At 61.8% G+C, this 23,075-nt stretch carries 22 protein-coding genes and 2 pseudogenes; 9 read left to right on the top strand and 15 right to left on the bottom strand.

Annotated features, from left to right (window positions below; translation table 11 throughout):
• Nucleotides 1–27: 27 nt before the first annotated feature.
• Genes ACL0K2_RS11125 through ACL0K2_RS11135 form a run of 3 tightly spaced genes read right to left on the bottom strand, consistent with a single transcriptional unit; the run spans nucleotide 28 to nucleotide 3,283 of the window.
• Complete coding sequence (locus ACL0K2_RS11125) at nucleotides 28–789, bottom strand: TerC family protein (RefSeq protein ID WP_045160473.1); 762 nt, start codon at nucleotides 787–789, stop codon at nucleotides 28–30.
• Nucleotides 790–794: 5 nt separating this feature from the next.
• Nucleotides 795–1,376 (bottom strand): mechanosensitive ion channel family protein, encoded by a 582-nt coding sequence (locus ACL0K2_RS11130; protein WP_045160471.1) that lies wholly within the window; start codon nucleotides 1,374–1,376, stop codon nucleotides 795–797.
• Nucleotides 1,373–3,283 carry an ATP-binding cassette domain-containing protein gene (locus ACL0K2_RS11135; RefSeq protein WP_239610185.1) on the bottom strand — a complete coding sequence of 637 codons (1,911 nt, stop codon included), beginning with the start codon at nucleotides 3,281–3,283 and terminating at the stop codon, nucleotides 1,373–1,375. Before ACL0K2_RS11135 ends, ACL0K2_RS11130 begins: the two co-directional genes overlap by 4 nt.
• Before the next feature lie 66 nt (nucleotides 3,284–3,349).
• On the opposite strand from ACL0K2_RS11135, the gene ACL0K2_RS11140 reads away from it, so the two are divergent.
• Nucleotides 3,350–3,829, top strand: a complete 480-nt coding sequence (locus tag ACL0K2_RS11140) for a TIGR02444 family protein (RefSeq protein WP_413042658.1) — start codon at nucleotides 3,350–3,352, stop codon at nucleotides 3,827–3,829.
• Here ACL0K2_RS11140 and ACL0K2_RS11145 read toward each other — a convergent pair.
• From ACL0K2_RS11145 to ACL0K2_RS11185, 9 genes are all read right to left on the bottom strand, one after another.
• Entirely contained in the window at nucleotides 3,805–4,560 is a 756-nt protein-coding gene (locus ACL0K2_RS11145) for an AlgP family protein (protein WP_239610181.1), read from the bottom strand. The genes ACL0K2_RS11140 and ACL0K2_RS11145 overlap by 25 nt on opposite strands.
• Before the next feature lie 102 nt (nucleotides 4,561–4,662).
• Nucleotides 4,663–5,127 carry an Rsd/AlgQ family anti-sigma factor gene (locus tag ACL0K2_RS11150; RefSeq protein WP_045160465.1) on the bottom strand — a complete coding sequence of 155 codons (465 nt, stop codon included), beginning with the start codon at nucleotides 5,125–5,127 and terminating at the stop codon, nucleotides 4,663–4,665.
• A gap of 248 nt (nucleotides 5,128–5,375) precedes the next feature.
• A complete protein-coding gene (locus tag ACL0K2_RS11155; protein WP_413042659.1) occupies nucleotides 5,376–5,867 on the bottom strand; it encodes a disulfide bond formation protein B in 492 nt (163 codons plus the stop codon).
• A 118-nt stretch (nucleotides 5,868–5,985) separates the two neighbouring features.
• Nucleotides 5,986–7,224, bottom strand: a complete 1,239-nt coding sequence (locus ACL0K2_RS11160) for a heme biosynthesis HemY N-terminal domain-containing protein (protein ID WP_239610179.1) — start codon at nucleotides 7,222–7,224, stop codon at nucleotides 5,986–5,988.
• Nucleotides 7,221–8,450 carry a uroporphyrinogen-III C-methyltransferase gene (locus tag ACL0K2_RS11165; protein WP_413042660.1) on the bottom strand — a complete coding sequence of 410 codons (1,230 nt, stop codon included), beginning with the start codon at nucleotides 8,448–8,450 and terminating at the stop codon, nucleotides 7,221–7,223. The genes ACL0K2_RS11160 and ACL0K2_RS11165 overlap by 4 nt, the downstream gene beginning before the upstream one ends.
• A gap of 16 nt (nucleotides 8,451–8,466) precedes the next feature.
• Entirely contained in the window at nucleotides 8,467–9,237 is a 771-nt protein-coding gene (locus ACL0K2_RS11170; protein WP_413042661.1) for a uroporphyrinogen-III synthase, read from the bottom strand.
• Nucleotides 9,234–10,172, bottom strand: a complete 939-nt coding sequence (hemC, locus tag ACL0K2_RS11175; RefSeq protein ID WP_045160458.1) for a hydroxymethylbilane synthase — start codon at nucleotides 10,170–10,172, stop codon at nucleotides 9,234–9,236. Before hemC ends, ACL0K2_RS11170 begins: the two co-directional genes overlap by 4 nt.
• 212 nt (nucleotides 10,173–10,384) lie before the next feature.
• Nucleotides 10,385–11,131: a LytR/AlgR family response regulator transcription factor gene (locus tag ACL0K2_RS11180; RefSeq protein WP_045160455.1), complete on the bottom strand. Its 747-nt coding sequence runs from the start codon at nucleotides 11,129–11,131 to the stop codon at nucleotides 10,385–10,387.
• Nucleotides 11,128–12,210 (bottom strand): sensor histidine kinase, encoded by a 1,083-nt coding sequence (locus ACL0K2_RS11185; RefSeq protein ID WP_045160453.1) that lies wholly within the window; start codon nucleotides 12,208–12,210, stop codon nucleotides 11,128–11,130. The genes ACL0K2_RS11180 and ACL0K2_RS11185 overlap by 4 nt, the downstream gene beginning before the upstream one ends.
• Nucleotides 12,211–12,891: 681 nt before the next feature.
• Here ACL0K2_RS11185 and ACL0K2_RS11190 point away from each other — a divergent pair.
• The 5 genes and pseudogenes from ACL0K2_RS11190 to ACL0K2_RS11210 all read left to right on the top strand — a co-directional run.
• A pseudogene (locus tag ACL0K2_RS11190) lies at nucleotides 12,892–13,554 on the top strand (HAMP domain-containing protein); the annotation flags it as partial.
• Complete coding sequence (locus tag ACL0K2_RS11195; protein ID WP_413044462.1) at nucleotides 13,528–14,412, top strand: methyl-accepting chemotaxis protein; 885 nt, start codon at nucleotides 13,528–13,530, stop codon at nucleotides 14,410–14,412. The pseudogene ACL0K2_RS11190 and the gene ACL0K2_RS11195, both read left to right, overlap by 27 nt.
• 165 nt (nucleotides 14,413–14,577) lie before the next feature.
• Nucleotides 14,578–15,972: an argininosuccinate lyase gene (gene argH / locus ACL0K2_RS11200; RefSeq protein ID WP_413042662.1), complete on the top strand. Its 1,395-nt coding sequence runs from the start codon at nucleotides 14,578–14,580 to the stop codon at nucleotides 15,970–15,972.
• A gap of 151 nt (nucleotides 15,973–16,123) precedes the next feature.
• The gene (locus ACL0K2_RS11205) at nucleotides 16,124–16,606 is read left to right on the top strand and encodes an N-acetyltransferase family protein (RefSeq protein WP_413042663.1); all 483 of its coding nucleotides are present in this window, start codon (nucleotides 16,124–16,126) and stop codon (nucleotides 16,604–16,606) included.
• Between the two features lie 70 nt (nucleotides 16,607–16,676).
• Nucleotides 16,677–17,204, top strand: coding sequence for a hypothetical protein (locus ACL0K2_RS11210; RefSeq protein ID WP_045160447.1), 528 nt, complete (start codon nucleotides 16,677–16,679; stop codon nucleotides 17,202–17,204).
• Here ACL0K2_RS11210 and ACL0K2_RS11215 read toward each other — a convergent pair whose 3' ends face one another.
• Entirely contained in the window at nucleotides 17,205–18,170 is a 966-nt protein-coding gene (locus ACL0K2_RS11215; protein WP_413042664.1) for a magnesium transporter CorA family protein, read from the bottom strand.
• Nucleotides 18,171–18,323: 153 nt separating this feature from the next.
• Here ACL0K2_RS11215 and ACL0K2_RS11220 point away from each other — a divergent pair.
• The 3 genes and pseudogenes from ACL0K2_RS11220 to ACL0K2_RS11230 form a co-directional block, all read left to right on the top strand.
• A pseudogene (locus ACL0K2_RS11220) lies at nucleotides 18,324–18,581 on the top strand (hypothetical protein); the annotation flags it as partial.
• Nucleotides 18,582–18,661: 80 nt separating this feature from the next.
• Nucleotides 18,662–18,907, top strand: a complete 246-nt coding sequence (locus ACL0K2_RS11225; RefSeq protein ID WP_045160442.1) for a TIGR02647 family protein — start codon at nucleotides 18,662–18,664, stop codon at nucleotides 18,905–18,907.
• Between the two features lie 197 nt (nucleotides 18,908–19,104).
• Nucleotides 19,105–21,936 (top strand): class I adenylate cyclase, encoded by a 2,832-nt coding sequence (locus tag ACL0K2_RS11230; protein WP_239610167.1) that lies wholly within the window; start codon nucleotides 19,105–19,107, stop codon nucleotides 21,934–21,936.
• Between the two features lie 30 nt (nucleotides 21,937–21,966).
• On the opposite strand, the gene rnk is transcribed toward ACL0K2_RS11230, so the two are convergent.
• Both rnk and cyaY read right to left on the bottom strand, forming a co-directional pair.
• Complete coding sequence (gene rnk / locus ACL0K2_RS11235) at nucleotides 21,967–22,374, bottom strand: nucleoside diphosphate kinase regulator (RefSeq protein WP_045160438.1); 408 nt, start codon at nucleotides 22,372–22,374, stop codon at nucleotides 21,967–21,969.
• Between the two features lie 170 nt (nucleotides 22,375–22,544).
• Nucleotides 22,545–22,877: an iron donor protein CyaY gene (gene cyaY / locus ACL0K2_RS11240; RefSeq protein WP_045160437.1), complete on the bottom strand. Its 333-nt coding sequence runs from the start codon at nucleotides 22,875–22,877 to the stop codon at nucleotides 22,545–22,547.
• Nucleotides 22,878–23,075 lie beyond the last annotated feature (198 nt).

Below are 23,075 nucleotides of genomic sequence, written 5' to 3' on the forward strand. Positions count from 1 at the left end.
CCGAGCAGGCGCAGCCGGCGATAGGCCTCAGTCCGGTATGTCTTTGCCGAGCTTCACCGGCTCTTTCAACTTGCGATTCATTGCCTTGCGCATGCGAATGTTGAGGGCTTCGACCGTCAACGAGAATGCCATGGCGAAGTACACGTAACCCTTGGGTACGTGTGCACCGAACGCTTCTGCGACGAGCAGCGTGCCCACTACGATCAGGAACGACAGCGCGAGGATCTTCAGTGTCGGATGCTTGTCGATGAAATCGCTGATGGTGCCGGCCGCCAGCATCATCACCCCGACGGCGATGACGATCGCGGCGATCATAACTTGCACGTTGTCCACCAGCCCCACCGCGGTAATCACCGAGTCCAGCGAGAAGACGATATCGATCACCGCGATCTGCAGGATGATCCCAACGAAACCGGCCTTGGCCGCGCCTGCGGTGGTGCCGTCCTGCGCCTCTTCCCCTTCGACGCTGTGCCAGATTTCCATGGTGCTCTTGAACAGCAGGAACAAGCCGCCGAAGAACAGAATCAAATCCCGCCCGGACACGCCGTGGTCGAACACGGTGAACAGCTCGTTGGTCAGACGCATCACCCAAGCGATGGATAGCAGCAAGAGAATCCGCGTGCCCATCGCAAGGGCCAACCCGAAGAAGCGTGCCTTGGGCTGCTGCTCCTTCGGCAGGCGCCCCACCAAAATGGAAATGAAGATGATGTTGTCGATGCCGAGGACGATTTCCAGGGCGGTCAGGGTCAGAAACGCGACCCAGATTTCTGGGCTGCTAAGCCATTCCATGAGTGTTACTCGTGTGTGCTGTGATTGGAGGTTTGGATATCGGTCCCACGCCAGCGGCGCAAGACTTTCTGGAAGAACAAGCTGTTTGGCACCTGAACGATCGCACCGGTTCCACTCTCGGAGACTTCCTCCAACGTGGTGTAGAGCATGTTGATGTCGATGACACGGCCTTTGACGATCGGCTTGTCGAAGCTCTCGACCAACTCCACCAGATCGCCCAGCCGAAAGGGCCCCACAGTCATGATCAGCACGGCGCAGAGCAGATTGGACAAAACACTCCAGATAGCGAAAAAGGCGACTGCCGCCACCGCAACGAAACCGGAGAACGCTGTCCAGAGCACCGTCGCCGACACCCCGAAGCGCTCGAGCACCATGATCAGCGCGCCGCCGATGATGAGCCAGCGAACGCCACCGCGCAGCGGCAGCAGCAATTCAGGCGGCAATGGATAACGGCTGCCAAGTCGGCCTAGCCCACGCGTCACCAGACGTTGCAACAGGTAAGCGATGAACAGGATCAGCAAGACCTGCAGCCCGAGCAGCAACGGGTCGCGCCATTGCTGGGAAAGCAGTAACAATTGCTCGCTCATACGCTGCCCTCGAGCTGCACTTGCAAAGTTTCCAGCGCTTCCAGTGCGACCAGCCAGGCCTCCTCCAGCTCACCCTCGCGCACTTTCAGCTCCGCCTGCTTGGCCAGCAGCTCGCGCAACTCATCTTTGCGCGCAGCCTCGTAGAGTGCGGCATCACCTAAGCGCTGTTCCAGCACGGCCAGCTTTTCCTGAACTCCGGCCAGCTCGTTTTCAAGCTTGTCGGCCTGGCGCTTGAGCGGCGCCAGCTGTTGGCGCAACGCAGCCGCCGCCTGACGCAAGGCACGCTTGTCGGTCTTATCACCGGCGGGCTCGGCTGCGCTGGACGGTTGCTGACGGGCGCGGTAGTCCACCAACCATCGAGCGTAATCTTCCAGATCTCCGTCGAAGGTGACGACTCGCCCATCGGCCACCAAGAGAAACTCATCGGTCGTGCTCTTGAGCAGATGGCGATCGTGCGACACCACCAACACAGCCCCCTCGAAGTCCTGCAACGCCAGCGTCAGAGCCAGACGCATCTCCAGATCCAGATGGTTGGTCGGCTCGTCGAGCAGCAACAGGTTGGGCTTGCCCCAGGCGATCAACGCCAGCGCGAGTCGCGCCTTTTCTCCGCCGGAAAAATTCAGGACTGGCTCGTCACAACGATTGCCGCGAAAATCGAAACCACCGAGAAAATCGCGCAGCACCTGTTCGCGCTCACCCGACGCGACGCGCTGCAAATGCAACAGCGGGCTGGCCTTGGCATCCAATGCGTCGAGTTGATGCTGGGCGAAATAGCCGATCACCAAATTCTCACCGCGCTGCAGACGACCGCCCAGTGGTTGCAACTCGTTGGCCAGCGTCTTGATCAGCGTCGACTTGCCCGCACCGTTGGGACCGAGCAGGCCGATCCGTGCGCCAGGCACCAGCTGCAACTTGACCTTGTCCAGTATCAGCCTGTCGCCATAGCCGAGACGCCCTTCGGCCAGATCCAGCAACGGACTGGAAACCTTGTCCGCTTCACGGAACATGAAGTCGAACGGCGAATCGATATGCGCCGGGGCCAGTTCTTCCAATCTCTCAAGCGCCTTGATTCGACTCTGTGCCTGGCGCGCCTTGCTCGCCTTCGCCTTGAAACGCCGAATGAAATCCTCCATGTGCTCGCGCTGCGCCTGCTGCTTTTCGAACGCTTGCTGCTGCTGTGCCAGGCGTTCGGCACGGGCACGCTCGAATGCCGAGTACCCCCCGCGATAGAGGGTCAGCTTGCGCTGTTCGACATGCACCACGTGGCCGACCACCTCGTCGAGGAAGTCACGGTCGTGGGAAATCAGCATCAGGGTGCCCGGATAGCTTTTGAGCCAGGTCTCCAGCCAGAGAATGGCATCCAGATCGAGGTGGTTGGTGGGTTCGTCGAGCAACAGCAGATCCGAAGGACACATCAAGGCCTGTGCCAGATTCAGGCGCATCCGCCAACCGCCGGAAAAGCTGCTGACCGGTAGATCCATCTGTTCGTTGGCGAACCCCAGGCCGGCGAGCAGCTTGCGCGCTCGGGCATCGGCGGAATAGCCATCGGCGTTGTCCAGCTCGGTATGCAAACGCGCCAAGGCGGTGCCGTCATGAGCGGACTCGGCGATGGCCAGCTCGGTCTGGACACGGCGCAACTCGGTGTCGCCATCAAGGACATAATCGACGGCTAGGCGATCGAGCGTGTCGACCTCCTGGCGCATGTGGGCGATACGCCAATCCGGCGGCAGCTGGCAATCGCCGCCGTCTGCAGTGAATTCGCCACGCAGTAGCGCGAACAGGCTGGATTTGCCGGCGCCATTGGCACCTACCAGCCCCACCTTCTGGCCAGGATGAAGGGTCAGCTCGGCGCCTTCCAGCAGTCGCTGAGGCCCGCGCTGTAGAGTCAGGTTCTGAAGTCGGATCATAATGGCGGCGGAGTTTATCAGGTCGCCCGGAAATCCATCCGGCTCTTACGAAAAAAACCGACACTCATGATCCATGACGATCTCTGGACCTTCGCCCTCAGCTGCTATGCACAGCCCGGTGTGGAGGCAACCTGTCTTGAACTGCAAGCTGCAGGTGCTGATGTTTGCCTGCTATTGACCGGCGCCTGGCTGGAATGCCGCAGCGTCGGCTGTGATGACGCGCGGCTTGCTCAATTGAAAAATATCAGCGACGACTGGCGGACCAGCGTGGTCGCCCCGCTACGCAACCTGCGCCAGGGCTGGCGCCAACAGGCCATTTCGGACGACGATCTGACGGGTTTGCGCGCACGCGTGAAGAGGCTGGAACTGGACGCCGAACAAGTCCAGCTCCAGCGTTTGCAGGATGCAGCGCGACATTGGCCGACAGGCTGCAGGCCAGCCGACTGGCTGGAACGACTCTCCATCGACTTGCGCGGCGAGACACGCATGCCGATAGCCATCCTGCGACGTGCAGCAGCGGCTCAACTCGCAGCGGGCGAAGACTGACCGCTTGTTTCGCGTTTGGCCGCGGTCGGTTTGCGTGCTGCCGGTTTCTTCGCAGCCGTCGGCTTGGCTGCCGAAGCCGGTTTGGCAGGGCCAGACTTGGCAGCTGTGCTCGCGGGCCGGCGCGCAGCATTCGCCGCTTTCGCTACGGGCGCCTTGGCTTCGGAGGGCTTATCCGTGGCGCTGCTTTTGGCGCTGGCCGGTCTGGCTCGCGCCGCACGTGCAGGCACCTTGCCTGACGCTGCCTTGCTATCTGCTGAGACGTCGGCGGCCGGTTTGGCTACATTGGGAGTAGCTTTGGTTCGGCTCGCAACACGAGGGGCGGCGGGCTTGTCGCGCGACACCAGCGCTTGGGCGGCGGCTTTTTCGACCTGGGTAACGCCCTGAGCCAGTTTCAGGCTCTGTTCCGCGTCGCGTTTCAGTTCAGCCAGGTAACTCAGCGTTTCACTCTGCCGCGCCTGCAACACGGCGAGCACATCGTCCAGCTCGGCCAGTTTGGCGCGAGCCTTGGTCTGCGCCTTCGATTTGCCAGCATTACCGGCGTCATCAAGCTTGGCGCGCGCCTTGACGATTTTCTCCTGCGTCTTGCCACGCTGTTTTTCGAGCTGCGCCAACAGAACTTCAGCGTCCCTCTGCGCCTCGCTACAGGCCTTCTGCAGATGCACCACCAAACTGTGCGAAAGCTGCTGCAACAGATGCAGCGGAGTGCTGACGGGGTTTTTCTTTGCAGCCATGAAGACGTCTCCTGACGAAATGGATGCAGCCACCAAATAAGGTTCCCAGGCAATCGCCATAGGCCGCGGCTAAAACCGCAGCCACTCTATACAGGACCAGCTTCAAGCGGTAGCGGCGGTCTGTTTATGCGCGGTGTGGAGGACTTCGATCAGACAATCTTCCAACTCGAAGCGCTCATGCAATAACGGCCCCAGTCGCTTCAGCTCATCGGGCAAATCCGGGCTGCTCAAGCAATCGCCTTTATCGCAACGGTCATTGAAGGCCACCGCTACCTCGGTAATGGCTTCGATTCGCGGATAGATCTGACGGGCGAGTTCGAGGCCGCGCTCATCGCCGAACGCTTCGGCCTCATTGAGCAGTTGCTCGTAGATTTCGAAATGACCGGCCGACACGTAGTCGAGCAGAATTTCGCAGAATTTCTGCAAGGCGGAACGGCTGGCAACAGCCTCACCGACATGCAATCCATCGAATGCGTTGATCAATGCATGGCGTTCTTGCAGCCAGCGGTCGATCAGCAAGTGCACACCTCCCCAGCGTTCCTGGGCGTTCCGACAGCTCTCGAGCATGATGACCTCACTTCCCTAATCGATGATGCCTGTTGCGCCTTCCGAGACGGTTATTGTCTTGGGATATCGGCCTTGGGTGAGTGACAGCGACGGACGGAAACCGACGCTGCCAGAGCAGACTAAGCTGAGGCGATCGATGCATCAAGCAGCACAGACCAAATTACTCCGAGCAATCAAATGTCCATCGCTTCGCTCTGGATCATTGACCACCAAGCGCAGCGATCATTCGCTCACCCTGACGAAAAGCCTCAATCGCGTCGCAACAGCTGCCAGAGACAGAAAACCACCATCCCGATGAACGCCAACAAGGTCCATTCCGGGATGCTCATCCCCAGCAATGTCCAGCTGACTTCGGCGCATTCGGCCGTACCATGGAGCACCAGACGGGCAATCTCCTGGAACGGTAACGCATCCATCATGTACTCGAGACTGGGCAAGCAGCTCGGCAGTTGGTCGGCAGGCATGTTCTGCAGCCAAATCTGACGAATGGCCGTGGCACCGCCTGCCACCGCGAACAGCAGCGCCACCGCCGAATATACGCGGCGACCGGTTTTGTGCGGCCCGTGAAGCGCGGCAATCAGGCAGACCAGGCCGAAGCCGATAACGCAAATACGCTGAACGATGCACAGGGGGCATGGCGCGAGCCCGACCACATGCTCGAGATACAGTGCAGCGATCATCATCAGCACGCAGCCGATGAATGCCAGAAGAAACAGCGAACGTGGGCTGGCCAGGCTCATGGTGACTCCGCAGACAGGAAAAGTTCGCTACGGTAGTGCTGCGCGCGGCGAGCTGCAAGCCATACGGAAATCGACGCAACGGCACGGGATGGCCGTCACGCCACGCGCCCACTGGTTGCTAGCTGCCGTTGACCACTTGCAACCGGTTGTTGCTGGACTGATCGAGAAGCCCGAGCCCTTCCTGAAATAGGCGATTGCTACGCTCTTTGTCACCCAGCTGGGCCAGCAAGCGCGCCAGCTCGGCGCAGGTTTGCGGACGATGCTCGAGCCGCAGGCTCGCTTCCAGATAGTCCCGCGCCTTGCCCCAGAACTCGTTGCGGAGGCTCAGGCGGCCGAGCGCGAGCAGCAATTCGGGGTTGTCCGGATGCGCCTTGAGCCAGGCCTCCGCATGGGCCAATTGGCGTGAAGGCTCGCGCCCACGAACGCGACCGTAGCGCTCGATTAGGAGGTCGTCGAACTGGCGCTTGAGCGCGGCATACAGGATTTCCTCCGCCTTTTCCTCCACGCCCAGCCGGCTCAAGCCATCCGTATAGGCACGTACCAGCAGCGGTTCGTTACGCAATTTACTCGGTACGGTTTGCCAGCGCTGATTCAGCGCCTGCTGCGCGCCCTCCGAGGTCGCGGCTTGCACCTGCCCCACCTGCTCCAGAGCGGCGGTCCAGGCCAGCCGTTCCAGCTCATCTAGCCGAGCGGGAGGCAGCACGCGGTGCTTGCGCAGCTCTGGTAGCAGCCGGCACAGGGCAGGCCAGTCCTGCAGTTGCACGTAAAGCTGCTGAAGCAAGGTCAGCACATAGGGATGGCGCGGGTGATCGCTGTGCAATGCATTCAGGGACTCACGCGCCGCATCGTACTGGCCGCGAGCGATTTGCAACTGGGCCTGTGTCAGTCCTACAGCCAGGCCGGCTTCGGGTTCGCGTTCGCGGGCTTTGCGCAGCAACTCATCACTTTGCTCATACTCGCCCAGCTCGCTCGCGGCACGGGCGGCACCGAGATAGTGCACCAGCGGTTGGCGATCATGCTCGGCGGCGATACGCAGGTGCCCGAGCGCAAGCCCCCACTGTCCTTCGGCCAGCTCCCGCAATCCCGCGCGCGAGGCCTTGGCTACACGGCGCGCGCGATGGCGCCGGGACCAGGGATTGACCAGTGCGCCGGACGCATGAAGCAATCCGATAACCCAGTGAACCACCATCGCCAACAGCCAGAGACAGGCGATCAGGCCCAAAAATATCCAGAAGCTCGATTCATAGCGAAAGCGGTCATAGCTGATCAGAACGTAGCCGGGGTCTTGGTAAATGGCCCAGCCGAAAAAGCCGACCACCACCAGCAGGATAAGAACAACAAAGGCCAGTCGCTTCATGTGCGCAGATCCCCTTCGGCCGCTTGGTCGGCCTCGCCGGCCGGCTCACCGCGCTCGGCAGGAGCGGCAGCAGGTTCGCTGTTTTGGGACGATTCACGCTTTTGCACATAGGCCTGCATGGCCTGTAGCGCCGGCGCTAGATCCGGCAGGGTGACCGACACCTGCCGCTTCGCCAGCTGCTCGATGCGATCACGCAAACCTCGGCTCTGGCCGTTGTCCTCGCTGAAGTGGTCTTCGATCAGCCGGGCGGCCTGATCCAGCGATTGCCGATAGACTTGTTCGTTGCCATTGAGCACCGCCCACTGCGCCTGCTCGATGGCCAACGATAGGGCGAGCCGCACTTGCGCCAGGCTCTGGCCAGCCAGCAGTGGTTTGACATCGGTCCCGGCATTGAAATCGATCCGCACGTAGCGCGTCAGCTCGTCCAGCCATTGCCGCCAGCGGCTTTCGTTCTGCATATCTGGCGTGCCGGGGCCGTTTTCGAACTCAGGGGCCAGGCCGCTGAGTTGATTGGCCTGTCCACGCAGCGCGCCCAGTTGCATGAACAGGCCGGTCCGATCCAGATCCGGCAGGCTGCGCAAGGCCTCGAGCCCCTCCAGCAGTTTCTGACGTGCACCATACGCGCCCGGATCGTCCTGCTTGCGCAAAATCAGATCCGCCTCGGCAATCAAGGATTGCGCACTGTTCACGTCTTGCATGGCCGACAGACGCAACATCGCCATACGCAACAAATGTTCGGCCTCAGCCAACCGCCACTGTTCTCGGCTCGCCCCCAGCACCTGCTCCACCCGCCCCGCGAGCCGCTGCTGATCACTCTGCAACTCGGAAAGCAGGCGACGCCGGTCTTCCAACTGTTCCGCCGAAGGCAGCTGCTCCAACCGTCCGAGACGACTGGCCAGCTGTTGATTGCGCGTGTCCAACTGACTCGCCTGCTCACGGGTCGCCTGTACCGCATCGAGCTGCTGGCGCTCCCGCTCAGCCAATTGCTGGGTCTGCCAGACGCTGTAGCCTCCAGCAGCCAGACCGGCCAGGCCGACCAGCAGAGCCAGGCCGGCCAGTGCTTTACCGCCGCGGGAATCGGTCGCAACAGGGGTGGTTTTGGGTGGCGGAGCCTTGGGTGGCTCTTTCGAATCTTTTTTGTTCTCTTTTTCGACGGGCTTCGGTGGGGTGACGGGATCGCTGCCCGTGGGTTGTTTCGCTGTCTTATCGGAATCTGCTTCGCTCACGTTTCCATCCTTTGCATCAGGAGGCGGGCTCGGGATTGCCCCGTAGCGCCGCCAGCAAAGCCGCGGTTCCGGCACCACGGCAGTCCACTATTCTCTTGGCGCCCAAAGACGCAGCCATTCCGGCCACCCGAGGGCTAGGTACGAACAAGGGTAGCTCACGCAGCATGGGCCAGTCGTCCCCTGCCAGTTCGTGCAGGGACTCTAAACCCTGCCCACTGCTGACCACCACGGCATTCAGCCGTTCCGAACGAAGGATCTCGATCAGTGCGCCTGGGTGATAGTCGGGTAGGCAGCGCCGGTACAACTCAAGGCTGTCGACCTGGGCACCGCGGTGGCGAAGCGTTTCGGCAATATGTTCGCGACCGCCTTCACCGCGCAGGATCAAGACTTTCGGGTCCGCTATGTCGAGCGCCGCAGTCAGACGCGGCAGCGCCAGGAGAGCCTCGCTGTCGTCGCCACGATCAGGCCAACAGGCATTCACGCCATGGTCTTTCAGGATGGCCCCTGTAGCAGCACCAACGCTGAACCAAGCTTGGCCAGGCGATGGCTGCAGCCCATAGCGATCGAGCAATGCCAGACCCAGCCTCGCCGCTGGCTTGCTCACTACCACCACCGCGCCATAACGATCCAGCTCGCGTATCGTGGTGCGCTGCCCCACGGTCTCGTCCAATGCTTCGATCGCGAGCAGTGGCAGGCTCGCGCTGTGGATACCCGCCTCAGACAGCGCTGCAGCCAAGGCGACGCATTCTTCAGCCGGACGCGTCAGCAGCAGACGCCAGCCGCTCACGCCTTGCCGGCCTCACCGTAAACGTCCTGCAGGATCTTGGCCGCGCCTTGTGCCAGCAGCGCTTCGGCAACGCGCACGCCGAGCGTTTGCGCATCGGTGGCCGGAGCACGGTCTTCGGCGCGCAACAGCAAGGTGCCATCCGGCTGTCCGACCAGGCCGCGCAACCACAACTGATCGCCTTCAAGCACTGCATAACAGGCAATCGGTACTTGGCAACCGCCATTCAGATGACGATTCAGTGCACGCTCAGCACTGACACGCAACGCCGTCTGCGGATCGTTCATGCACTGCAGTAGTTGATGCAGCTCCGTATCGCCAGTCCGGCATTCGATACCGACTGCACCCTGGCCTCCTGCTGGCAGACTGTCTTCGACGCCGATGCTGGAGCGGATGCGTTCACCGAAACCAAGGCGGATGAGACCGGCCGCGGCGAGGATGATGGCGTCGTACTCGCCGGCATCGAGCTTGGCCAGACGGGTGTTGACGTTGCCGCGCAGGAACTGAATCTTCAGATCCGGGCGGCGCGCCAGCAATTGCGCCTGACGCCGCAGGCTGGAAGTACCGACGATCGCTCCCGGCGGCAATGCATCGAGATTCTCGAAGCGATTGGAAACAAAGGCGTCGCGGGGATCTTCACGTTCGCAAACGCAGTACAGGCCGAGCCCTTCGGGGAACTCCATCGGCACGTCTTTCATCGAGTGCACGGCAATATCTGCCTGGTTCTCCATCAGCGCCGTTTCCAGCTCCTTGACGAACAGCCCCTTGCCACCGATCTTCGCCAGCGGAGCATCGAGCAGCTTGTCACCGCGACTGACCATCGGCACCAGGCTGACGGACACGTCGGGATGAGCAGCCTCAAGGCGCGCCTTGACATATTCGGCCTGCCACAGGGCCAGGGCACTTTTTCGGGTGGCGATGCGAATTTCGCGGGACATGGGCAATTCCTGGCAAATGAACTGCCGCCGATGATAACAGGCCGGGCAACCCGGCTGGATTGGCAGGAATCAAGGAAAGTAGCGTGGAGCTAGAAGCTAAAAGCTAGAAACGGCGCAGCATGGTGCGTCCCTGCATCAACCCAGCCCCCACCGCCGCAGCACTCGCTCACGGCCCTGCGGCCACCCATCAGCTTCTGACTCACAGCTGCGCCTCAAAGGTTCTGCATCAGCTTACGCACACCGGCGACATGTCTCCGGCTGACCGTCAGCGGCTCACCTTCTAGGCCCTTGAGAAACAATTGGAAATGACCAAGCGGCGTGCGCTGTAGGCGTTCGATGCGGTCCCGGTACACCAGGGCGTTGCGATGAATGCGTACGAAGCGGTCGCCGAACTCGTCCTCGAGCGCCTTGAGCGGCTCGTCCAACAGCACCTCGCCGCCCTCGTGACGCAGGGTCACGTATTTATGATCGGCGATGAAATAAATCACCTTGGGCAGCGGAATCAGCTCGATGCCCTTGCGAGTCCGGGCGCTGATATGGCTGCGAGGTCCGGTCCCTGAAACCGCCGCAGGACGTGTGAGTGCGGCAAGCTGGACCCGGTTCGGGCGCTCAGCCTTCTTCAGCGCCTCGGCCAGATGCTCCGGGCGCACTGGCTTGACCAGATAGCCGACCGCACTGACCTGGAACGCATCCAGCGCGAATTCGTCATGGGCCGTACAGAAAATCACGGCCGGAGGGGCATCGCGCTCGCAAAGCTTGGCAGCGACCTGAAGACCATCGAGGCCTGGCATACGGATATCCAGCAACACGACATCGGGGCGCAGTTCCTCGATCAGGGACAGCGCCTCCTCGCCGTTGGCGGCGGAAGGTTCCAGGACACGATAGCCGTCAAGATCACCTACCAGTCGGCTAAGGCGCTCGCGGGCTAGAGGTTCGTCATCGACAATCAGCACATTCATATGGATCTGGCTTCCTGCTTTTGTGTCGCACACGGATAGCGTAGACAGGTGTAGTGACGGGCGTTATGCCGCTTCACGCTGAGACTCGCTGCGGGACCGAAAAGTGCCGTTAGTCGTGCGTCTATATTGTGCAGGGCCTGCTGCGTGCCCCGGGATGGCGGCGTTTGGGCGGCCTCATCAAAGGGATTGCTGACCTCCAAATGAAACACGCCATCGGCATAATGCGCCGCCACGCTGACCATTCCTCCCTCGATCCGAGGCTGAATACCATGAATCAGCGCGTTTTCCAGTAGCGGTTGCAAAGTCAGCTGAGGAATCGGCAGATCATCCGGAACGCCCTCCACCTGCCATTCGATCTGCAGCCGCTCGCCAAGACGGTAATGCTCGATCGACAGGTAGCGGCGCGACAGCTCCAGCTCCTCGCTCCAGGGCACCAGCGTTCCGGGACGCGCCAGGCTGGCGCGAAACAGATCGGACAGGTCCAGCACCGCCTGCTCGGCCTTGCTCGGATCCGTCGCGACCAGACTGGCGATACTGTTCAGGCTGTTGAACAGAAAATGCGGACGAATGCGCGCTTGCAGCGACTCGATGCGCGCCTTGAGCTCGGCCTGCTCCTGTCGCCGCCACTGGCTCTGGAGGTAGAAGTAGCGCAACAGCAGCCCCGACATGATCAGACTGATCAATGCATGTCGCAGGTACAAATTGACCTCACCGACACGAGTCAGCGGCCCGCCCAACTGGTAGATATCGGCCACCGCCGTGCAAGCCAGCGTCAGCCCAACCACCAAGGCGCAGCAGGCCAGGCCCGCCAGCCAGGGCGACAATCGCGCCAGTAACGGCCTCAACTGGCAGGTCAGGCCGGCCGATAGCAGCATCACCCACTGCACGAACAGCGATGTCAGCGCCAGACGCATCCAGTTGAAGCTGGGCTGCATCGGCTCGGCCAGCACCAATACCAGCACCAGTAGTTCGGCGAGCAAAACCAGTCCGAGAAGCGCTTCTGGCTCGCACAATTCGGGCACGAAGAAGTCATCGGTCTGGGCAGCTGGGCGTGACCGGCTGGAGGTTTTTATTTGCATGGAGTGAGTTTCCGCGCGGCTAGGACACAAAGCAATGAGCAGACCGGGGAAGGTCGAATGGCTGCCACCGCATCTGTAAACGCCTTAGTCTATCGACGCCTCAAGAACCGGAAGTACTAAGCCTTCGCAACTTGCGCGCGGAATCGAATCGGCGACGGTTCATCGGGGCGGTTAAAGACACGAACAGCCTGGCCGATACGGAAATAGTGGCCTAATGATTGCATTGCGCCTACCGACCATTGGCCGCCCGGGGCGGCAGGAGTATGAGCCGTGCTGCTGTTTTCCTCTTTGCGTAGCCGTTTGCTGCGTCCGGTATTTCTCACATTGTGTGCGGCGGTGGTGGTGCAGGTTGTGGTCGCTCTCGCACTGACGAGGGGCACTATCGGCGCGCTGGAGCAGGAAATTCGGAAAAGCCTGGACCAGGACGCCGCGCGCCTGCTGGGCGAACTTCAATCCGCTGATGTGGAAGTGCGAAGCGGTCTTTCCAGTCTGTCCGAGCGCATGCGAGGCGATCTCGCCCAAGGCCTGACGCAGCGCCTTACCGGCGAACAGGCACAGCTGCAGGACGTGCTCGAACGCCACCTCAAGCAATCCGGCGATGACTTGGCCATTTTGCTGGCTGGCGTCGCGCCTTCGGCGATCTGGGACAACGACATTCCCGCGCTGACCGAGTTCGTCAGGATGGCGCACCGAAACCCGGCGGTCGTCTTCGTCGTTTATTTCGATGCCGGCGGCAATCAACTCACCCGTCATCTGAATCGCAAGGACCCGAGAATCAAGGCACTGCTCGACAAGGGCAACGGTCGATCCGCTTTCGACAAGGTTCTGTCCGCAGCCGCGAACGACCCGGCGCTGTACCTCGCTAAGGCCGCCATCAATCCCAAGGGCGCCGTCATTGGCCAGGTCGTTCTCGGCTTGTCCACATCGGCGGTAGAAGCCGAGCTCGCCGCCTTCGACAGCCGGTTCCAGACGCTGATCGAGGGCACCGTGAAACTGGTCGAAACCGGCCTTGCCGCCACCGCCAGCGACAGCGCAAAGGTATTGGCTGCGCGCCTGACGGCTGCTGCGGAAGTGGCGCAAGCCCTCGATGCGAACAGCCAGAAAGCCGTGAAACAGTCGGCGACCAGCCTGCTGTGGAAAATCAGCCTCGGCCTCGCGATAACTGGCGCGCTCCTGCTGATTGCCGTGACGCTGGTGCTGGGCCGTCGGGTCTTGCGGCGCCTGGGTCTGTTGGTGACGGCGCTGCGCGACTTGTCGGCCGGCCACGGCGACCTCACCCAACGCGTGAAGATTCACAGCGCGGACGAAGTGGGCGACATGGCCGATGCCGTCAACCTCTTCCTGGCCAAACTTCAGCCCATCGTCCAGGAAGCGCGCGCGATCGCCGTGCAGACCGGCACTGAAATCGCTGCGCTGAGCAGCCGCAGCACTGCCGCAGCGACCGCTGCCGAGCGCCAGCGCGATGAGGTGGCCGGCAGCCTACAGGCGCTTGCGGACATGACGCACCGCGCCCAGGAAGAAAGCCAGGCAATGCAAGCTGCGCTGGAGCAGGTGATTTCGATCCGCAAGGCGGCTCGCGACAACGAGGCCATCTCGGACCAGGTCGAAAAAACCATCGCAGCACTCGGCGAAGGCGTACGCAGCAGCACCGAGGTGATCGAGAAGCTGGCCAAGCAGAGCGAACAGATCGACGTCGTGCTGACCGTGATCCAAGGCATTGCCGAACAGACCAACCTGCTCGCGTTGAATGCGGCCATCGAGGCAGCTCGTGCCGGCGAAAGCGGCCGCGGCTTTGCCGTCGTGGCCGATGAGGTACGAGCGCTGGCCAGCAAGACCCAACAGTCCACCGGCGACATCCGGGCGCATATCGAGAGCCTGCAGCAAGGTGCGCGGACTGCCGTATCGACCATCAGCAGCACAGGCGAGCAGGCCGACAGCGGCTTGGCTTCGCTCACGACCAGCCGCGAGCTGCAGCGCACGCTCCAGCTCGCCGTGGCGCAGGTGCATGACACCGTACAGGAAGCGACAGCGGGTGCCGAACGGCAGGCCAGTACTGCGTCCGATGTCCGCGCCCGGGTGCAGGTGATCCTGACCGAGGCCGAACGATCGGCCGACGCGGTTACCGCCACCGCCACCAGTGGCCGAGCGCTAGGCAATCTGGCAGACCGGCTCGAAGCCAGCCTGGGTCAGTTCAGGGCGTGACGGGAAATCGCGCCGGCTAGTCGCTCAGGTTTGAGCGCGATCCTAGCCGACGTCGCTTCCGGGCGGCTCCCCGGTTGGCCAAAGACCGGGGAGCGCATGAGGGGCCACTGAACCCTGTTATTATTCGGCCTTTCTTTCGCCCATTCCGATTCTGCGAGCGCATTCATGAGCACCGACAAGACCAACCAGTCCTGGGGCGGCCGCTTCAGCGAGCCCGTCGACGCCTTCGTCGCCCGATTCACCGCCTCCGTCGAGTTCGACAAGCGCCTGTACCGCCACGACATCATGGGCTCCATCGCCCACGCCACCATGCTGGCAAAGGCCGGAGTGCTGAGCGATGGCGAACGTGACGAGATCATCGCCAATCTGAAGGACATCCAGGGCGAGATCGAGGCTGGCAGCTTCGACTGGCGCGTCGATTTGGAAGACGTGCACATGAACATCGAAGCACGACTGACCGACCGCATCGGCGTGACCGGCAAAAAGCTGCACACCGGACGCTCACGCAACGATCAAGTCGCCACCGACATCCGCCTGTGGCTGCGGGATGAAATCGACACCATCCTCGGCGAAATCACCCGCCTGCAGCAGGGCCTGCTCGGACTGGCGGAAGCGGAAGCCGATACGATCATGCCCGGTTTCACCCACCTGCAAACGGCACAACCGGTCACCTTCGGACATCACCTGCTGGCCTGGTTCGAGATGCTCTCGCGCGACTACGAACGCCTGGTCGACTGCCGCAAGCGCACCAACCGGATGCCGCTGGGCTCGGCCGCACTGGCCGGCACCACCTACCCGATTCAGCGCGAAATCACCTGCAAACTGCTGGGTTTCGACGCGATCTCCGGCAATTCGCTGGATGGCGTCTCCGACCGCGACTTCGCCATCGAGTTCTGCGCCGCCGCCTCGGTGGCGATGATGCACCTGTCGCGATTCTCCGAAGAGCTGGTGCTCTGGACCAGCGCGCAGTTCCAGTTCATCGACCTGCCGGACCGCTTCTGCACCGGCTCCTCGATCATGCCGCAAAAGAAAAACCCGGACGTGCCGGAGCTGGTTCGCGGCAAAACCGGACGCGTGTTCGGCGCGCTGAGCGGCCTGCTGGTGCTGATGAAAGGCCAGCCACTGGCTTACAACAAGGACAACCAGGAAGACAAAGAGCCGCTGTTCGACGCCGCCGACACCCTGCGCGACTCGCTGCGCGCCTTTGCCGACATGGTCCCGGCGATCAAGCCGAAGCGCGAAATCATGCGTGAAGCGGCGCTGCGCGGCTTCTCCACCGCGACGGATCTGGCCGACTACCTGGTGCGCAAGGGGCTGCCCTTCCGCGATTGTCACGAGATCGTCGGTCATGCAGTGAAATACGGTGTCGACAGCGGCAAGGATCTGGCCGAAATGAGCCTCGACGAGCTGCGCCGGTTCAGCGACCAGATCGACGAGGATGTCTTCGCCGTGCTGACCCTAGAAGGCTCGGTGAATGCCCGCAACCACATCGGCGGCACCGCCCCGGCGCAGGTTCGCGCGGCCGTCCAGCGCGGACGCGAACTGCTCGCCTCGCGTTGATACGCAACCTGAAGAACAGTCGACGACTTCGTTCGTCGGCTGTCCCAGCGTGGTCAATTCCCTGGCTGCGCCGATTGCCCATCATCGTGGCCAGGCGCTGAAGTACGCTCCGCCGCCCGTCCAAGCCACACGTTCAGCTGGAAGTCTGTACATGCCCTTGAATATCCGTCATGCCACCCGAGAAGACGCAGCGTTGATCCTGCGCTTCATCACCGAACTGGCGATCTACGAGCGCGCCGAGCACGAGGTCAAGACTGACGTCGCTGGCATCGAAACCAGCCTGTTCGCAGAGAATGCCAGCGCCAGTGCGCTGATCTGCGAGAGCGATGGCCAACCGATCGGTTATGCGGTGTATTTCTTCAACTACTCGACCTGGCTCGGCCGCAACGGCCTGTACCTCGAAGATCTTTACGTCACCCCCGAGGCTCGCGGCACCGGTGCCGGCAAGGCGCTCCTCAAATATCTCGCGCGCCTTGCGGTGTCCCGTGGTTGCGGGCGCTTCGAGTGGTCGGTATTGAACTGGAACGAGCCGGCGATTCGTTTTTACGAATCACTGGGTGCGCGCCCGCAGGACGAATGGACGACCTATCGCCTGACGGGCGACGCGCTGCAGGCGCTGGCGGAGCAGGTCTAAGATCAACTCAAGGGGGAACTCGACCGACCGGATAGCGCCAAACGCGTTAATGCCCGAGTTGCTCCCCCTTATGACCGACCTCAAAACGCTGTTGCTCAATCAGGACACCGTAGGCGCTGAAGTCTTCGACTCGCCGAAGGAGCGGTTGAACTTCTATCGTTCGGAGATTCATTTCGAGTCGACGCTACTGGCCAGCCGCACCAGCGGCTACCTGTCTTCGCAGTCGTTTCTGATGATTGCCTTCGCATCTTCCATGGCCAATACCAATCCCGACTGGGGAAGCCTGTTCAGGCTGGTTGTGCCGAGCGTGCTAGCGCTGCTTGGACTGCTCACCTCGCTGCATGCGATACCCGGCATCCGGGCGAGCTTCGACGTGATAGAGCGCTGGCATCGCAAGCAGGCCGAGCTGCTGCAGACCGAAGGCAATGTCGGCCTGCTACCCAACCACGATTCTGCCCTGTTCGGCGAGGGAAATAGCCCGCCGGGCGGAGAGCGCTACAAACGTACACTGCTGTTCTCGCTGCGCACGCCCGTCATTTTTGGCGCCGTGTGGGCGCTGCTGGGCGCATTCTGCATCGTTCTTTATTTCTTCGGCTGATCAGAGCCAGTCGCGGAACTTGAACCAGGCATAGGGAATGATCGCGGAGATCACCATCATGCCCAACGCCATGGGGTAGCCGAGCGACCAGCCAAGTTCGGGCATGCGCTCGAAGTTCATGCCGTAGACCGTCCCCACCAGCGTAGGGGGCAGGAACAGCACCGCGGCGATCGAAAACACCTTGATGATGCTGTTCTGCTCGATATTGATCAGGCCCAGGGTGGCATCGAGCAGGAACGCGATATCGCCGAGCAGGCGTGCCTGGTGCTCGCCCAGTGATCGCACGTCCCGCTCCAGCGCCTTCAATAGGCCCTTGGCGACGCCCTGTTTGGGCTCGTCGGCATGCAGACGATAGAACGCGATCAGTCGACTCGAACTGAACAGGCTTTCGCCCAGCTGCGACAGCAGCGAGCGATGCTGCCCGAGCTGTTGAATGATCTGCTGCAGGTCCCTGCGGTGCTCCTTTCCTTCATCGAAGATGCGCCGCGACAAGGCCTGCAATTCGATTTGCACGCTTTCCAGCACGTCCGCGATGCGATCGACCACGGCGTCGGCCAAGGCGAGGAAGATCTGATGACTGGTGGCGTAGTTGGACGGCTGCCGTGAGCTCTTGGATTCGAACTGGCGAAACGCGCTGAGTTCGCTGTACCGCACCGTCACCAGGCGGCGCTTGGTCAGCACGAAGGTCACCTCGGCATTTTCCGGGCGCCGATCGGCGATCCCCATCACCACCGTGGTGGTCATGAAGATGGCGCCGTCCTCGTCGTAGAACCGCGACGAATCCTCGATTTCCGCCAGTTCTTCGCGGGTCGGAATATCCAGCCCCAGTTCCGACTCGACAAAGCGCTCTTCCTGTTGATCAGGCGACAACAGGTCGATCCACAGCACGTTATCGGGCAGCGTCTGCAGGCTTTCGGCAACGCGACGCACCAGCGCGCCATTTTCAAGGCAGTACAGAGTGATCATTGCTGCGGTCGTGCTCCTTGATGGTCCATAGTAGAAATAGAGACCGGCCCAAGCGAAGCGTTCAGAGGTTCGCGGCTGGCGCCAGCTTGCCGGGACTCGCCGAAACCCGCTATCGAGATTTTTCCTGACGAGAGTTGCGACATGAACGATGCCACGTCCGATGAAGATGAAAGCTTCGCCGAAGAAACCCTGATCCAGGCGATCGAAAACCAGCTCGAAGCCGGCGAGCCTGCCGCCGCGCAGGCTACGCTGAACAAACTGACCCTGGTCGGCTACGAACGCGACGAGATTCTCAAGCTGATGGCCCTCGTCCTCGCCCGCGAGATTCGGCAGATGCTCGAGCAAGACCGCGCATTCGACGTCGAGAGCTACGAAACGCAGCTGCGCAATCTGCCTGATCTCGCCGAATAGGCGAAGAGTGCGGCACGTCGCGGCGCACAGCATCTACACTTCGCAAACCGGGCCAAGGCCCACCACCCGAAGGAACAGTCATGTCCTATACCCCCGAACTGGTAGCCGAGCTGGAAATCCTTAGCCTGTTCAACCTCGACAACACACTCGAAGGTCTGAAAGTCCATCAAGACGCCGATCAGGCAGCGATCGCCGCTGCTCGCCGGCTGCATACCAAAGGCCTGACCACTCAACCCGACGGCGGCTATCTGACCAGCCTCGGCCGTGACGCAGCCGAGCACGCGCAAGCGCTGCTGACGATCCTTTCGGAAACCGTCCCGGCCTGAATTCGTTCGGTTCTTCGCGAGAGCACCGCGCCGACTGAATTGCGCCATAGCGCAACCGTTCTGTCGGCCGGCAGCGATTGTTGCTGTTCTTCCTCTTCCTGCCTTGCGTTTTTCCTCCGGCCTTCAGCCATGTTATTTTTCCGCCCTTTCTGCCTCGCTCAACAGGCGGATCCCAATCGCTTTCACGAACAATCTGAATGACCCGCCACCAGGAAATCCGCCCCGTTCTCGAAGAGGGTATCGACCGCAAGGTACTCGGCGTCCTGCGCGACCGCTTTCTGTCAGTGAATGCCGGACGCCTGGAGCGTACCCGGCTGGCGATGTCGCCACGTCAGCAAGCGGTGCTCAAATTGTTGCCGCTGCTGTTTCATGTCAATCACCCGATTCTCCCGGGGTATGTGTCGGGAACCACGCCAGCTGGACTGGCCGGCTTCGAACCGGACGCCGAAACCCTCGCCGAAGCTCAGCGCCTGAGCCGCTCGTTCGCCTACAAGCCCCTGCGCGGCAAACCACCGCAGCCGATCCTCGGCCTGTTCCTTATGGGCAGCCTGGGTACCGTTGCCCAGGGCGAGCAAAGCGATCTGGATGTCTGGGTCTGCCATGATCCAGAGCTGCCTGCACCTCGGCTCGATGAGCTGCAGCGAAAGTGCGAGCAGTTGCAGGCCTGGGCCGCGACCCAAGGTAGCGAGGCGCATTTCTTTCTGGTCGACCCGGTGCGTTTCACCCAGGGTGCGCGCGAAGCGAAACTGACCTCCGATGACTGCGGCACCACCCAACACTACCTGCTACTCGACGAGTTCTACCGCACCGCCATCTGGCTCGGTGGCCGCACACCGCTTTGGTGGCTGGTGCCGGATTACGAAGAGCATCGTTACCAGGATTACGTCCGCACCCTGCTAGATAAACGCTTCGTGCGCAGCGACGAGGTGCTGGATCTCGGCAGCCTCGGCAATATCCCGCCGGGCGAATACCTAGGTGCGGGCCTCTGGCAGCTGTACAAGGCCATCGAATCGCCCTACAAGTCACTGTTCAAGTTGCTGCTGGTCGAGGTCTACGCCAGCGAGCATCCTCAGGTGCGATGCCTGAGCCTTGATTTCAAACAGGCGGTTTACGCCAACCGCCTGGAACTGGACGACCTCGATCCCTATATCGTCGCGTACCGCCGGATCGAAGCCTATCTGGTCGAACGCGGCGACATGGAACGCATGGCCCTGTTACGGCGTTGCCTGTATTTGAAGGTCAACAAGCCCCTGAGCAATCCGCCAATCGGTCGCCGCAAGAGCTGGAAGCGACACCTGCTTGAACGCCTCACCCGCGACTGGGGCTGGGACGAGCGACAGTTCGCCCTGCTCGATCGTCGCAGCCAGTGGAAAACCCGACAGGTTGATCAGGAGCGCCGAGCGCTGGTCAACGAGCTGACTTATGGCTATCGCTTCCTCAGCGAATTCGCCCGACGCCTGCAGATCACCAGCAGCATCAACGGGCGTGATTTCGGCGTGCTCGGCCGGCGCCTGCATGCAGCCATCGAGCGCAAGGCGGGCAAGATCGAAGCGATCAATCTGGGCATCTCGCCTGACATGGCCGAGCACAGCTTGACGCTGGTGCAGGGCTACGACGCGGCCTCCGATATCTCTTGGGCGCTCTATGAGGGCAATCTGAACGCCCGGGAAGTCACGAACCACTCGCCGCTGAAGCGCTCGCGTGATCTGATACCGCTGCTCGGGTGGTGTCATCGCAACGGCATAGTCGATAGCGCCACCCACGTCGCGCTACACCCGGGCGATAGCGGATTGAGCGAAGCCGAGCTGTTCTCCTTGCTGACCGATCTGCGTCAGGCCTTTCCCATGCCGCCACCTGCCGTAGCCGAGGATGCACTGTTGACGGCGGCGGTACCGACCCAGGTGCTGCTGCTGGTGAATATCGGACTCGACCCGTTCAGCCCTGAGCACCCGCTCTCGCCCGACGAGCGCAACGATCCGTTCGGCTATGGCGCAGCGCGGGAAAATCTTGTCCTGAGCATCGATCGCCTCACCCTGAATAGCTGGAACGAGCTGATCGTCAGTCGCTACGAGGGCGCTTCGGCACTGCCCGATTGCCTGCGCGATTACCTTGACGAACTGCCCGCGCGCGGTGTTCGCCCCGCTCTGCAGGTGCGCTGCTTCTGTCGCCACTCCGGCCTGGCCATCGCACGGCGGGTGGAAACGCTCTTCAGCGACGCTCAGAGCGGCCTCGACGAAGCGAGCGACGGCCGCTACCTGCTGCAGGTACGCCAGCATTTTCACGTGCTCGACCTGACTGCAGGCAACGTCCATCACACGAAGCTGAGCGACCTGCAGGCCCTGGTCGAACATTTGGGCGAGGCACACCAGCGCGCTCGCCCGCTGCGCGTGGATCGACATGCCTTGGAAGGCCAGGACCTGGCGCTGATCCTGGCCCAAGCCAGAGCGCAATGCCTACAGGTGTTCTATCGCATCCAGGGAGCGATGGCGGAGCTGACGGTGTTGGACGAATTCAATGCCCTGTGGCGTCAGCAGGTGCCGTATCGCGACGAGCAGACCCTGCTGACGCCATTGCTGCGCTTCCTTCAGTCGGTGAGCTACCGCCGCACCACTCAGCTGCCGTTCGAAGAAAGCCGTCTGGCGGCCATGGACATCCTCTTCTACCGGCTACAACAGGCTTCGCCGGATCGCCCCTTGGCTGTCGAGCGCCGAGCGGCACCGCGCGAGGAAGCCAGCGATCCGCTCTACGACATCCAAGCGATCATCGAACCCAGCGAAAAGGGCCGCTCGCAGGTAGCGCTGTATTGCAACCATCAGGAGTTTTCCAGCCTGGAATATGGCGCCGGGCTCTTCGCCGCGGTAGCTCGCTACATCCTCGCCCAACGGAGCGGTGGCGAACGTTATCCCTGCTACATCACCGACCTGGATCTGTCCGGTCTGCACGGTGGGGGGAGAACCCAGACCGTGCAGCATCTGCGCTACAAAGCGCATCTCGAAGCAGCGCTCAATCAGGCACTGGGGTCGGTCTGAACGGACGCGACGCGAGGACTAAAACGCTCGTTACAGACCAACGTCGCCGGCCGCTTCAGGTTGGTACTCGACCGCCAGCAACGTGAGTTTGAGCACCTTGCCGCCAGGGGTCGGCCAATCGATGTGCTGGCCGACACTCATGCCCAGCAGGGCGGTACCTACCGGCGCCAATACCGATACGGTGCCCTCCTTTCCGGCATCCTGCGGGAAGACCAACGTAAGATGGTAGTCCTTGCCGCTCCCCTCCTCGCGACAATGGACGCGCGAGTTCATCGACACCACGCCAGCAGGCAGCTCGCTACGCTCGACCACCTGGGCACGCGACAACTCTTCTTCGAGCGCCTCGGCGGCCGGACCGTAGTCAGCCAGGCTGTCGAGCAGCCGCTCGAGCCGCTGCAAATCAGGTTGAGTGATGATAATGGGCGGTGCACTGGCCATGGTTCCGGGTGAGCTCCTGTAAAAAACGTCGGTGGGTAAAAAAGCAAAACCCCGCCCGAAGGCGGGGTTTTTTAACCTGCACTCGACCCTATCACAGCTCATTAAATAAGCAAGGGTGCCGGAAAAATCACGGCCCAGGTACGGCGACCCGGCTCAGGCAGCGTCGCGCATCACAAGTCTTCGAATTCGAGCGCCTCGCCCCCCTGCTCCTGCGTAACCCGGGCCAATAGTTCACCGAGTCGCTCGTCGTTGGTGTCACAGATCCACAACGACGCGGCTTCGTCGTAGTCGAAGTGGAAGCCGCCCGAACGCGCGGCCACCCACAGTTGGCGCAACGGCGGCTGACGGCTGAAGATCAACTGCGTGCCGTTTTCGAAACGCACGGTGAGAACGCCACCGGAATTGTCCAGATCGACATCCATGCCGCTGTGATCGAACACATCCTCGATTTCTTCCTGCGCGGCATCGACAAGATCGTGAAAGCGGGCTTCGCTCAGACTCATGAATCGTTTTCCTCGGTGCGATTTTGTACGGCGGGACAGGGCCGCCGACGATGCCGACGAGCTTAGCAGGCCACCGCCGCGTCTAGCGAGCGGCTGTCGGAGCGGTCGCCCGATGTGGCTGCCGACGAGCGCGGCCACATAGGCAATCCGGTAGGTGCTGGGTATACTCCGGCCCATCGATTTTCAAGGATTGCCCCC

Source organism: Pseudomonas sp. YJ42, assembly GCF_047225135.1.
Classification (GTDB): Bacteria; Pseudomonadota; Gammaproteobacteria; order Pseudomonadales; family Pseudomonadaceae; genus Stutzerimonas; species Stutzerimonas stutzeri_E.